The 13,247-nt window shown below is 53.4% G+C and carries 9 protein-coding genes; 3 read left to right on the plus strand and 6 right to left on the minus strand.

Annotation, left to right across the window (positions count from 1 at the left end):
• Positions 1 to 53 precede the first annotated feature (53 nt).
• Both EG028_RS06525 and EG028_RS06530 read left to right on the plus strand, forming a co-directional pair.
• Positions 54 to 1,148, plus strand: a complete 1,095-nt coding sequence (locus EG028_RS06525) for an aromatic ring-hydroxylating oxygenase subunit alpha (RefSeq protein WP_120514771.1) — start codon at positions 54 to 56, stop codon at positions 1,146 to 1,148.
• On the plus strand, positions 1,138 to 2,559 hold the full coding sequence (locus tag EG028_RS06530) for an APC family permease (protein WP_120514772.1): 1,422 nt from the start codon (positions 1,138 to 1,140) through the stop codon (positions 2,557 to 2,559). The genes EG028_RS06525 and EG028_RS06530 overlap by 11 nt, the downstream gene beginning before the upstream one ends.
• Before the next feature lie 20 nt (positions 2,560 to 2,579).
• Here EG028_RS06530 and EG028_RS06535 read toward each other — a convergent pair whose 3' ends face one another.
• Both EG028_RS06535 and EG028_RS06540 read right to left on the minus strand, forming a co-directional pair.
• Entirely contained in the window at positions 2,580 to 4,289 is a 1,710-nt protein-coding gene (locus tag EG028_RS06535; protein WP_120514773.1) for an OmpA family protein, read from the minus strand.
• A 10-nt stretch (positions 4,290 to 4,299) separates the two neighbouring features.
• On the minus strand, positions 4,300 to 5,298 hold the full coding sequence (locus EG028_RS06540) for a PorP/SprF family type IX secretion system membrane protein (protein ID WP_120514774.1): 999 nt from the start codon (positions 5,296 to 5,298) through the stop codon (positions 4,300 to 4,302).
• A 251-nt stretch (positions 5,299 to 5,549) separates the two neighbouring features.
• Between EG028_RS06540 and EG028_RS06545 the strand changes: the two genes are divergently transcribed.
• Positions 5,550 to 6,350, plus strand: a complete 801-nt coding sequence (locus tag EG028_RS06545) for a hypothetical protein (RefSeq protein WP_120514775.1) — start codon at positions 5,550 to 5,552, stop codon at positions 6,348 to 6,350.
• Positions 6,351 to 6,559: 209 nt separating this feature from the next.
• Here EG028_RS06545 and EG028_RS06550 read toward each other — a convergent pair whose 3' ends face one another.
• The 4 genes from EG028_RS06550 to EG028_RS06565 all read right to left on the minus strand — a co-directional run bounded on the left by EG028_RS06550 (position 6,560) and on the right by EG028_RS06565 (position 13,219).
• Complete coding sequence (locus EG028_RS06550) at positions 6,560 to 7,555, minus strand: helix-turn-helix transcriptional regulator (protein WP_120514776.1); 996 nt, start codon at positions 7,553 to 7,555, stop codon at positions 6,560 to 6,562.
• A 260-nt stretch (positions 7,556 to 7,815) separates the two neighbouring features.
• A complete protein-coding gene (locus EG028_RS06555; RefSeq protein WP_206614352.1) occupies positions 7,816 to 9,789 on the minus strand; it encodes a hypothetical protein in 1,974 nt (657 codons plus the stop codon).
• Positions 9,790 to 9,811: 22 nt separating this feature from the next.
• Positions 9,812 to 11,650 (minus strand): 3-keto-disaccharide hydrolase, encoded by a 1,839-nt coding sequence (locus EG028_RS27875; RefSeq protein WP_120514777.1) that lies wholly within the window; start codon positions 11,648 to 11,650, stop codon positions 9,812 to 9,814.
• Positions 11,651 to 12,127: 477 nt separating this feature from the next.
• Positions 12,128 to 13,219: a FecR family protein gene (locus EG028_RS06565; RefSeq protein WP_162946234.1), complete on the minus strand. Its 1,092-nt coding sequence runs from the start codon at positions 13,217 to 13,219 to the stop codon at positions 12,128 to 12,130.
• Positions 13,220 to 13,247: the final 28 nt, after the last annotated feature.

The raw sequence follows: 13,247 nt of genomic DNA on the forward strand, positions 1-13,247 counted from the left end.
ATATTCCGGCAACTGAACGGAGAATTTCTTAAATTCCTGTGTAAATAGGCGTTATGTCAATCTTTTTTGTTGATCAGGATATATCACAAGCCAGGACATTACACACGGATTTTTACAATAACCCCGATGTTTTTGAATTCACCCGGGAAAGGATATTCGGGCCTTCCTGGCAATATACGGGCGATGCGGGCCTGCTCCGGGAGCCGGGCCACTGCCACCCTTTCACGTTCATGGAACAGTTCCTCGAAGAGCCACTGGTACTTACGAAAGACCAGGAGTCCGTCATCCGCTGCCTCAGCAATGTATGCACACACCGCGGCGCTATTATCGTCAATGAGCCCTGCAAACTCTCCCAGCTGCGCTGCCGTTACCATGGCCGTGTATTCCGCCTCAACGGCCGGTTCCAGAGTATGCCTGAGTTCAAAGAAGTACAAAACTTCCCGGCATCGCAGGACAACCTTACGGAACTCCCGCTCTTCCGCTGGGGCTCCATGCTGTTCACCTCCCTGCAAACCGGCAACAATCATCTCCCTTATTTCCGCGATATGATGGAAAGGGTGAGCTGGATGCCGCTGGATGAATTTGTGTACCGCCCCGAGCTCACCAAACATTATTTTATCAAGGCAAACTGGGCGCTGTATTGCGAAAATTACCTCGAAGGTTTTCATATTCCTTTTGTGCACGCGGGCTTAAACGCCGTGATCGATTACGGCAATTACACCACGGAGCTGTTCCCCTGGAGCAGTCTCCAGCTGGGTATGGCGAAAGAGGAAGACGATTGTTTCGACCTGCCTCCCTCCTCGCCCGACTACGGTAAAAAGGTCGCGGCTTATTATTTCTACGTCTTTCCAAATATGATGTTCAATTTCTACCCCTGGGGCCTGAGCATCAATATCGTGAAACCGTTGACGATCGGCACCTGCAAGGTGACGTTCCTGACGTATGTGTGGAAAGACAAACTGTACAACACCGGTGCGGGCTCCAACCTGCATACCGTTGAAATGGAGGACGAAGCGGTGGTGGAAGCGGTGCAGAAAGGCGTGCGCTCCAGGTTTTACGGGCATGGAAGATATTCCGTCACCCGCGAGCAGGGCACACATCATTTCCACCGCATGCTGAGCACATTGCTGCAAGACTATGCCGGCTGAACGCCATCAAATAAACTACCTCGCCGCCACGGCTATTGTCGTAGGCAGCATCATCGGTTCCGGGATCTTTATGAAGCCCGCCACCATGGCCGCACAATTGCAATCACCCATCTGGCTGACGCTGGTGTGGATGGTGGGCGGTGTCTTTTCACTTGCCGGGGCGCTCGTATTTGCCGAAATCGGCGCGATGTTCCCCAGCACCGGCGGGCTGTATGTGTATTACCGCCGTATGTTCGGGGACTTTTTTGGTTTCCTGTACGGATGGGCCGGGTTCACCGTGCTGAACACCGCTTCCGTGGCCGCCATCGCTTTTGTATGTGCGCAATACCTGAATTATTTCCTCCGGCTGCCCGGCCTGCCGCCCGAAACGGCCGGTTCGGTCGCGTTGCATATTCCATTCCTCGGCACCCTATATCCTTTGCAGAACGCCGGCGTCAAACTGCTGGCGGTGAGCCTTGTACTGGGCCTTACCCTCCTCAATTACCTCAGCCTGAAAGCGGGCAGCCTGCTCCAGGTGCTCAGCACCGTGCTCAAGATCGTGGTGGTGGCATTGCTGGTGTTCGGGATATTTTTTTCCGGCAAAGGCGACCTGCAAAATTTCGTGACCGGCACACCTGCTCCCGGCACGCTGTTCAGCGGATTTATCGCCGCGCTTACGGGGGCTTTTATGGCATACGACGGGTGGATCAACGTCACGTTCGTAGCCGGGGAAATGAAAGACCCGCAAAGGAACATCCCGCGCAGCCTCTTCACCGGCGTGGTGATCTGTATGTTCGTGTACCTGTTGGTGAACCAGGCTTATCTCTACGTACTGCCCGTCGATGTTATGGCAGGCTCCCCGCTGGTGGCGGCGGATGCCATTGCCGTGGCGCTTGGCGCCACCGGCAGCAGCATTGTGGCAGCGCTGATCGTGATCTGCACTATCGGGGCTATCAACGGCAATACCATGGCGGTATGCAGGGTCACTTACGCGATGGGGAAAGACGGCTTGTTTTTTCACTGGGCGGGCCGGGAGCACCCGAGGTATCTCACACCCGGCAATGCGCTCTGGCTGCATGGCATCTGGGGCTCGCTGCTGGTCATCAGCGGCTCGTTCGATATGCTGGCGGATATGTTCACCTTTATTGCCTGGGTGGCCTATCTATTCGGCGCCCTGGGCCTCTTCCTGCTGCGTTTCAGGATGCCGGAGCATCCCCGGCCCTACAAAGCCTGGGGTTACCCGGTGCTGCCCGCGCTGTTTGTTTGTTTCGCGGGGTTTTATGTAGTGAGCACGGTCTGGAATGATGTAACGGGATATGTGTCCGGAAGGACGCCGGTGATCAATTCATTGCTGGGGCTTGCCATTACGGCATTGGGCGCGCCGGTGTACGGTTATTTTATATGGAAGAAAAAGCGGTATCTACGCCTATAAACAACCCTCTACACGCCTTATCACTTCTGCAAGATTTTCACTTCCGTCCGCCTGTTCGCCTGGTGTTCTTCTTCGGAGCATTTCACACCGTTCACACAATGATTCACCGGGCGGCTTTCCCCGTAACCCTGCGGTACCATTCTGTCTGCGCTGATGCCTTTGCTGACGAGGTAGTTCACCGCCGCTTCGGCGCGTTCTTTGGAAAGGCGCATATTATACGCGTCATTGCCACGGCTGTCCGTATGCGACTGCAATTCTATCCGCATCGTGGGATGCTCCTGCAGGATGACGAACAGTGAATCCAATACGCGGCCGGCATCCGTACGGATGAAATATTTGTTGAAGTCGTAATAAAGATCTTTCAGCACAAAACTCTTCCCGACCTCATACGGACTTTCCGGCTTCACGGGAGGCGGTGGCGGCGGAGGAACCGGCGGTGGCGGCGGTATCATCGCGTAGGTATAAATGTCATCGCTGCCTTTGCCGCCCGGGCGGTTGGAGGCGAAGTAACCGCTTAAAGTATCGCTGGTGACGAGATAAAAATCGTCATGACTGGAATTGTAAGGTACCCGCAGGTTCATGGGCGCAGTCCATTGCGTTTCGGAGCCTGTGGCGGCGAACATATCCAGCCCGCCCATACCCGCATGACCATCGCTGGCGAAATACAGCACACCGTCCGCATCCATTACCGGAAACATTTCATCGTCCGCGGTATTGATCACCGGGCCGCAGTTCACTGGCTGCTGCCAGCTGCCGTCCACATTCCGTTTGCTGAACCAGATGTCTGTATGACCGTGCCCACCGGGCCTGTCCGAAATAAAATACAACACGCTGCCGTCCCCGTTCAGGGCCGCATGACCGGTTGAAAATGCCCGGGCGTCGTTGTAGGCGAAGGGTTTTACGCTGTCTTTCGTCACTTCGTACAGCTCCAGCCGCCAGGTGCGCACGCGGATGGAATGTTTGTACCCATCCTTTTCAAGGCCCGGTTTGTCCCGCTGGCTCACCGTTACGAAGGAAGTGCCTTCCACGGGGCTGTAACATACAGGCCCCGTATGGTAATTACTCAGGTCTATGATCTTCGATAGTTTGTCGATATTCAGCCTGCCGGGAGACGATCCGTCATCGAGCCGGTAAAGGCTGAAATAAGGCTCATTGGTCTGTCTTGAAATGCGTTGGCCGGAATAATCCAGCCGGTTGAAATTAGAGGTGTAAATGAGCATATCCTGCTGTCTGAAAGCACCCCAGTCCGAAAAGGTGGTGTTGATCCGGTCTTCATTATGCAGGATCACCGGAGCAGGATCTTTCAGCCACAGTTCCGCTGAATCGCAGCCCGCCATGCGTTGTTTGATCCTTTCGGCATCCGCTCCGGCGGCGGGGTATTTTGTGTAGGCGGTTTTTGCTTCGCCATACTGCCCGTTCATTTTCTGAAGATCGCCGATGCGTATCCAGAGGCTGTCCGCCTTCGGGTCTTTGCCTATACAGGCGGCGTAAGCCGCAATAGCTTCCGTGGTATTGCCCAGTGCTTCCTGGCTGAAGCCCAGCCTGTAGAGCACCAATGGCCCGGCGTTTTTCTTCCTGCCCAGCCTTTCATATACGGAAGCCGCCTTGTCATAGCGGCCGGTCACGAAGTATTTATCGCCCAGCTGGTCGTACGAAGGCTGTTCCTGTGCCGGCGCGGCGAAGGGAAACAATACGACCAGGTAAAGCAAAAGAAGATGTCGGTTATTCATGCGGGATCATTTAAAAATACCGGGGTGATATCTCTTTCCTGTTTTTAGTGGGGAAGAACAGGCTTACGGAAATTTCGTGTGTACCGTTCTGGTAAGTATTCAGGCCGGACACGGTGAAGTCATAGGCATAACCCAGCCTCAGCCACTTGGTGGCAAACACTTCCAGGATGCCGGACACCGCGTCTTTCCTTTCCAGCCCTGACTGGAGATTGTTTTTATCCCACAGCGCAAAACCCGTCCTGTACGATGCGCCTATCCATACCAGCTCCTGGATGAGCAGGAAGGCATTGAGGTCCAGGTTCGAGGGGCCTTTAAAATCTTCTTTCCATAAAAAAGAAGGTTTCAGTTTCAGTCCCTGGCTGAGGTTAAACACAGCGCCCGCTCCCACGTACATATGCGGCGCGCGAACGATGCTGGTGAAAAATTCGTTGTTCCAGTTGTAGGATTTTACGCTGGTGGTATTCAGCAGGTTCAGCACGGAAGCCGTTACGTAATATTTCGGGGTGTAATAATAAACGCCGAAGCTGGCATCCGGCTCGATGGTGGATGGCCGGCCCACGGGAATGTGATTGTCATTGGCATCCGTATATTCCAGTACGGAACCGTCTATACGGTATTGCGTGACGCCGCCGGCTATACCGAAACAAAGTCTTTTATAACCGTCCGGGTCCAGGGGGATGCGGTAAGAAACGCCGATGTTCCCGGAGATAGTCTTTTGCGCGCCCAGCTCATCCATGAGGAAAGTGGCGCCCAGGGCCAGTCTTTCTTCGCGGGCGTTTGTGAGCCAGTCCACGCTTGCGGCGGTGGTGACCGGGGCGCCGTCTATGCCCGTCCATTGCTGGCGGTGGATGGCGTTGAAGCTGGTGCCTCCCCGGTATCCCGCATAGGCGGGGTTGAGGTTAAGCATGTTAAATACGTACTGGCTGAATTGTACTTCCTGTTGCGCTTTGGCAGGAAGCAGGGCTGCAATACAAACGATCAGAATAACGCCTGTGTATAAAATTCTCATAAACGAGGTTTTACATAGTAATACGCATGAGTTTTATATAGCTTGGACAGTTGGAGTGTTGAACATTCGCCGATTGACTGATATACATACAGTTAAATGCCGCTGATTGTTCAATTTGGCGGAGAAACTATGGCCCTTTATTCTTTCACGTAATCGGAATCATTCATATGATCCAATTAACTCATACCAAGATATTATATGCATTCTCTATTGTTGTTTTGTTTTAAATTCCATGTTCTCAAAAATTTTCTATGGCAAGGAATAAAAACGGGAAAATGAGCGGTAAGCTGGGTGATGAGGTGAAGATCGTGATGAGGAACGGAGAGCAGCGCACGCGCAAATATCAGTCTGAGATCAATCAATCCGAGCGTTCCATCAAAGCACGGGCAGACCTTGGTACGGCTAGCAGGGCCAGTACGCTGATCCGAAAAAGCTTAAAACCGGTATTGATCATCCCGGAATACAGCGAGCTTTACATCCGCCTTAACAAAACGATGATCACGATCGTGCAGGCGGATAAAAAGAGCGACACCGGAAGTAAAAAGATATTACCAGAACATCTTTTTCATCTCCAGGATTTTTATTTCGCGGAACTGGCAAAAGTGGAAGGATTATTGCTGAAAAAACCTACAGTAGAATGGGACGTACGCGGAAACGTAACGGTGACGATCCCGGAGCTGTACGGCGTCAGCCTGTTGTATCCTAAAAAGGTCGCCACCCACATAAAGTTATGCGCCGTCACTTTGTCCGTTAACTTTGATAAAGAGACCGTTGATGCTCGTAAGTCGGAAGAAATAATGCAGCCTGCGGGAGTTGCCAGCAAAGCTTTTTCATTTAAAGTAAAAACCACGCCGGGCCTGCCGGTATTGGTTGTCCTTCAGATCGCCCCGCAGACGCTGGAAGGCAAAAGATACTATCACTCGGTTGATAAAAGATTTAATGCAGCTTCTGTCATCGATGTATTGATTCCCCCGGCCCCGCAGCAGGAAAATGCGGCAGAAGCCAAAAAAACTGCAAAAAAGCCCCAAAAAACACCCCCCAAGTCCGGGTAAAGTCCAAGTAAAGTCCAAGTAAAGTCCAGGTAAAGTCCAGGTATGCCAGTACTATACTGGTAATATACAGTTATCATACTAGCCTCATACCTTATTCATACCTGCGTCATAACCGCTTCATAACCCATTCCATCCCATATGACGGGTACAACAAAGCCCTGTACAACGTACAAGGCTTTGGGTCCATCAACCAATTTTATATCAACTTCTTACTGCGCCCTCACCAGCCATACAGGATCGCACTTATAATACCTCCTGAATGAGATCCGGAAGCTCCGCGCGCTTTTAAATCCTGACAACTCAGCGATCGTTTCAAACGAGGCTTTTGTTTCCATCATTGCTTTATAAGCCAGCCACATCCGCCGGTCGAACTGGAACTGGCCGGGCGTGCAGCCGAATACCGCTTCAAAACCTTCATGCAATACCCGGGCATTGATGCCGAACATGGCAGCCAGTTGTTTTACGGAATGCTGGCCTACATAATACATCTTCAGGAAAGAAAAACATTCATTGATCTTCTGGAGATTGTTTTCGGAAAGGCCATGCGCCGGTTTATCCATCAGTTTGTGAAACACTGCCAGTATATTGACAGATTGCCGGAGGAGATAAAAATGCGCGGCGTCCCCGATGTAACGGCAGGTGATGATATCGCGGATAGCCATCAGGCATACATCGTTGATGAGTTGGGAATCCATATTCACCTGCCCGTTTGTCTGCATGACTTTTTTATCCTTCAGCCAGGCCACTTCCGGGTACATTTTTACCAGTTCCTTTACCTTTTTGGGTTGTATGTTCAGGTGAAAGCTGGTGAAGTCCTGGTCTTTCTGCAGGGGCGCTTCGTTCGGATAACTGGTCAGGTTAAAGAGATCCATAAAGCCGCTGCCCAGCAATACGGGCCTATCTTCTTTGATGAGCGCGATCACGTCACTGCCCATCATAAAGTGAAGGATCAGGTTCCGGAAAGGCGTTTGCGGCCGCAGCTTCATATCTTTTTTCGGATGTACTTTCTGATACCAGACAGAAAGCGGGCCCAGCGGGATCTGCTGGGTGATGATCCGGTGGCACTCATCTTCTTTGTAGTCCACAATAGCGCATTTGAGTAATTCCGCGAGAAATTCGCCGGGTATGGTGGCTACGGGGAGCGCTTCGCTGGTTTCCTCCCTGTCTATCCACATGTCCCGTACGGGCAATGGTTGGTTTTCCATCTTGTTTGATTTAGATGTAAATAATCCTATTCAAATACTGTCTGCCAAGTGGAGAAAAAATCAAAACATGGGTTATCCGGATAAACAAATAAAAGACGTTACATTAAAGACATCGAATCCCTTAAAGAGGGTGAAGTTTTTCAAAATTATTTTACGCTTTTTCAGCAGGCGGAAACGTTGCAACGGAGCGGGATGCGCGGGAATAAAAAAATCCCGGCCGCTGGTACGGCCGGGATTTGTATAAAACGGTCTGCAAAAAACTACTTCAGCGAATTGATCCATCCCGCAATTTTCATGGCGTCGGCTTTCGGCACCTGTGGCATGGGCGGCATTTCTGTCGCATAACCCGGCCAGTTTTCAGGATTGGGGTTATAGATCAGTTTCACCATCATTTCGTTTGTGTATCTCTTTTTGGCGATGTCCTTAAAAGCGGGGCCTACCTGTTTTTTCTCCGCATTATGACAAGCGGCGCAGGTATATTTTGCGAGCAGCGGCTTCACTTCCTCGAAGGTAGCCACTTTGGCTACAGGTTTCACGGTTGCGTCCGCGGGTTTGGCCGCGGCGGTTTTACCGGCAGCGGTCTTTGTTTTGGCGGCAGCTGCTTTGGCCGCGGCTTCTTCCGCTGCTTTTGTTTCAGCGGCGGAATTGCGGGTGCTCACTTCGCTCATGGCCAGCTTTGCCCCTTCGGGGATATTGTTCAGCGTATAATAACCCGTGGGATGTACCAGTGAAAAGAACTGGTCACGCGCGCGCACGCCTTCCAACGTGATATTGTGAATGTAATACTGGCGCAGGTTGTCCACGATGATGCGCACTTTCATGCCATCTTCGGATACTTTCACGCCTTTTACATTGCATTTCTCCATGTTCACGGTAGGGCTGCCGTACACCGGGTGGTATTTGTAAATGAAACTTTCCACGGCATAAGAGGCCAGGTCTTCAGCAGATCTTTTATCGACGGGCAGGGTGAACTCGATCTCAAAACCGTCAGGCATTGCCTTTACCGTCTGCATTTCAAATGGCACGCGGTTGTTCCACACCAGGCGTTGCAAACCTTCGTTCGCGTCACCGGCGGAGCCCCATCCACGATTGGTTTCGCCTACGAACAGGGAACCGTCCTGACCCCAGGCCATGCGCAATACGCCGCTCTGGAAGCCGCCACGGAAGTCGAATGCCACGCCCTGGTATTCACCGTTCACTTTTTCCATCACCACGCGCATGATCTTACTTTGTCCCTGGTCGCCTACCAGCACCTGGCCGGCAAAGGGGCCGAATGCGCCTTCGGGGATAGGCAGTATTTCTGAATTGGAGATACCCAGCACACCGTGCGGCAACCATACCGCGGGCGTTTTCAGCTGCGGGATCGCTTTTTTCACTTCGAACAGGGTTTTGAATTGTTCATCCACCACGTTTTCGGGTTTCACGGCCCGGCCTTCGGCGTTGCGCGTTCTGCGCTGGTCCACCTGGGCGTATATCTGTTCTTCGGTAAGTTTCAGCGGGGAATTGGGCATGTTTGTCCAACGGAGACCTGCCGGGTGGCCCACGAAGTCGCCTTTTTTTACCTGCCATACACCGCCCGAGCCCATCCAGTCACCCTGGTTCTCGGAGTAAAACAATTCTCCGTTTATCATGCCAAGGCCGCAGGGAGAGCGCATACCGGTAGCCCAGGGCTCCATGCTGCTGCCGTCCGCCGCAATGTGCATCATCCATCCGCGCCAGGGCACGCGGCTTTCACCGCGCCACCATTCTTCATTGCCAAAAGCAACGTTGCCGGATACAAAAAACGAACCGTCCGGCGCCAGTTTAGGGCCGAAGCTGTATTCGTGGTAGTGACCGGAGATAGGCCATGCGTATACGGTTTCATATACGTCCGCTTTACCGTCCATGTTAGTATCTTCCAAACGGGTAAGCTCGCCGCGCTGCGCGCAGTAAAGAGAACCGTTCTTGTAAGCAAGGCCGAGTATTTCGTGCAGGCCGCTGGCAAACTTGCGGAAGAAAGGCCTGCGGCTGGTGGGATTTTCCACGATGAACACATCGCCGCGGCGGGTGGCCACGCCCAGGTCGCCGTTTGGCAGGAGGGTAAGCCCTCCTACTTCCAGCAGGGTGCCTTCCGGCGCGCTCATCTTCATGATCCTGAAATAATCTTCTTCCTTGGGCGTTTCCTGTGCCTGTGCGGGTAGTTGTGTGATCAGCGGCAACAGGTACATCGCCGCTTTCCTGATAATATTTTTCATGCTGGTGTCTGTCTAGAGTTGGTTAGAAAAGGATGGAATAGCTCAGCCGGCCCTTTACGGGGATGATCAGCTCTTTTTTGCCTGCTGCATCGCGCACGAAGGGTTTGGCCCCTCCGGCGTCCTGTAATTGCAGATACCAGGCTTTTCCATCCACCAGGTACAGGTCTTTGCCCAGCGCTTCGATCTGCGCGCCTTCGGCGAGTTTGGCATAGAGGTCCGCCGCCGGCGCGGATACGTTCAGCTCGCGGCTGATGCCGTGGCCGTCTTCAGATACGCGGATGGCGTCCGTAACGGTGCTGCCGTGGATCTGGTAACGGAAAGTGGGCCGGTCTTTTTCATCCAGCACATAACCTTTGGGGCGGTAGCCGCTGCCCGTGGTGTCCGCGCTCCAGGCATCCTGCTGGGTAGCCAGCCTGCCGAGGGTAAAGAACGGCAGTCCTAAACGCTGGATGGCACCTTGCGGACGGGCGGTACCATTGCCGCGTTCATGCCACATGGGGGTCGTTTCCAGGAAAGCGCCGCGCCACACCTGTACCAGCATACCACGGTCCATATCGTAGGTATAATGTACGTTCAGGGGGCTGCCTACAGACACTGCGTGTACGATCTTCTGCTGCTGGCCCGGCACATCGATGAAGCTGCGGAGGATCGTGTTCTGATCCGCGTTTACCATGATGGGATCGGTATCGTCCGGTGTGATGGCGTCCCCGATATAGGAATCGCGCAGACCGGGGCCGGAGATCACCAGGCCCAGCGTGGGGGTGCCCCAATCGCCTGAGCGGCTGTAAATGACCTCGATGGGCGTTTCTCCCGCGGGTAATTGTATTTTTTCACGGTTACGGCCGGAACCGGTGATGTCCCTGCCGTTTACGCGGATAAATCCGCCGCCGCCCTGTGAAGCAAGCGCCATGTTATAATCGCCGGCTTCCCGGACGTTCAGTTTGCCGGTATAATGCAGTACATATTCTTTGGATAAAGGGCCGGCGTTTGCGGTCAGTATGGGAGAAGAACCTGTTGCCACCGGTTTGGCGGTGTCCAGGCGTTCTTTTTTAAACTGGCCGTTGAACACGCGGTATTGCAGGCCGGAGAGTACGGGCGCCGGTGTTTTGAATTCGCGTACGGAGATGTTGCGGAAAGCAACCGCTCCATGATCGCCCTGGATACGGAGCGGGCCGGTGGCTTTTTCGTCGCCGCCGATGGCTCCGCGGGTAGGCCCTTGCAGTTCAACGTTTTCGTGAATGAGCACGCCGTTCAGTTCCGCGCGGATGATGCGGGCATTGGCGGTCTTTTTGCCGGATGCGTCGAAGCGGGGCGCCTGGAAAGAAACTTTCAGATGTTGCCACAGGCCGGGCGCCTTGCTGGCGTTCTGGCGGGGGGCGTAGCCCTGGTAGCCTTTCTGGCCTTCGGGTTTGCTGTCGTCCCAGCGTTCGTAGATTCCGCCGTTGTCTCCGGGGCGGGGGCTGGTAGTACCCCAGCTGTCGAGGAGCTGCAATTCATAACGTCCCTGGAGATAGATGCCGGAGTTGGAACCTTCCGCCATCATGTAATCCAGTTCAAGGTCTATGTCCCCGAATTCCTTGTTGGAGAAGAGGTCTTCCCCGTGTTGTTTTTTACCGGGCAGGTTGACGAGGATGCCGGCGCCATTGGAGGTTTCGAGCACATTTGGTTTACCGAGGCGTGCATGAACGTCAGAAGCCAGCTGCCAGCTGCTGCCGGGCTGCCTGAAGGCGGATAAATCCTGCAGGGGCCATTGGGCGGACTGTGCCGCCACGGGCTGGCTGAGAGCCAGGCCTGCGCCGCATGCATACAAAAAGCCGATCCATGACCGGCCGGGTTTACTGTTTTTCGATCTGTGTACCATAGTTGCGGTAAAATATAAAATGTTTTGTTTGCTAAAACGATTTTGTTACGGATGGTAAAAATAAACGGCAGTGCAAACCTTTGCACAGCATCAGTTACAGGCGTTTACGCCGAAAAGTACTTATACAGACGGGATGAATGGCGGGGATTTACCAATAAAAGGACATCTATTTATAAAAAAATGACAACGGACCGGGCGGGCGGGCATGTTTTTTCCGGAGTAACGCTTTGGTTTGCAGGCTTGAAGGAAAAGCGGCCGGGGAAGGGAATTTAACCGGGAAAGCTGGCGGCGGGAATGCCCTGTTCAGGTTTCGCCTGGCCTGTAAGGCTGGCCATGGAATGATGGTGGTTTATCGATTAAGCAGATGGCATTGATTGGGTGCTCACCATCCCGAAGTAAGGCGGCTTAGGGGTAGTTCTTAATATAAAAAGACGGGCCACATCGCTGCGGCCCCGCCAGGAGTTATCATAAGGGAACTTATTTAAAATGAAGGGAGCCTGCGTTATCGAAATAATAATCGATCACCTTGGTGGACTTCAGCTGTTTGAGGAAAACGTCCAGCGCGGTGGTTTTGTCCAGCCGGCCGGTGAACACCTGCCTGGTTACGTTTTCATCGTCCATTTTTACTGTTACGCCATACCAGCGGGTGATGACACCGGCGATTTCAGTAAGATGAGTGTCCTCAAACCAGAACCATCCCTTGCGCCAGCTGAGGGTTTGTTCCTCGGCGAAGGCCGTTTCGCGGATGGCGGCTGTATTGGTCACCACTGCCTGGCGGCCGGGCTTCAGGAGCATGGCCTGTTCTCCCTGATGCACCTGTACGGCGCCGCTAAGGAGGGAAATTTTCACCTGGCTGCTGTCATAACTGTTTACGTTGAAACTGGTGCCCAGTACTTCTACCCTGCCGTTGGGCGTTTCCACGATAAAAGGATGGGTGTGATCCGGGGTTACTTCAAAAAACGCTTCCCCGCTTACGGTCACTTTTCTTTCAGGGCCGGTAAATGCGAAGGGGAAGGTAAGTTTTGACGCCGCGTTCAGCCATACGATAGAGCCGTCGGGCAACACAACGCGGTAGTCCATGCCTGTGGGCACTTCCAGTTCGTTGTAACCACCGGGGGCCGGGGTACCGGCGTCTACGAGGAGACTGTCTTTTTGCAGGCTGAATCCTTTCTGCGGAGAAGCAGCGGGCTGGCCGGGGCTTAGCTGCCGCCCGTCCGCCAGGGTGAGGCGGATACCTTCGGTATGGGCCGACGTGGCGGGGGCGGGTTCCTTACCGGGCAATAAAACGAATATACCGATGGCGATGGCTGCCGCGGCGGCGGCGTATTGCCAGCGGAATATCTTCCTGCGCGGGGGAAGCGGTTTCCAGTTGATCTGGTCTGCCGCGGCGAACTGGTTGTCCAGGTGCTCCTGGGGGAACCGTGAACGGTATTCTTCCCAGGCCGCCCTGGTCTGCGGGTCCGTTTCGATCAGGTTACAAAGATGGGCGTCATCTTCCGGCGAAATAATGCCGGCCAGCTTTTCACTCATCAGTTGGGAGATATATCCTTCTTCCGGAATATTAGTCATAATATAATCTAAACAAGATTTTTGCTGA

It is taken from the genome of Chitinophaga barathri (assembly GCF_003807585.1).
GTDB lineage: Bacteria > Bacteroidota > Bacteroidia > Chitinophagales > Chitinophagaceae > Chitinophaga > Chitinophaga barathri.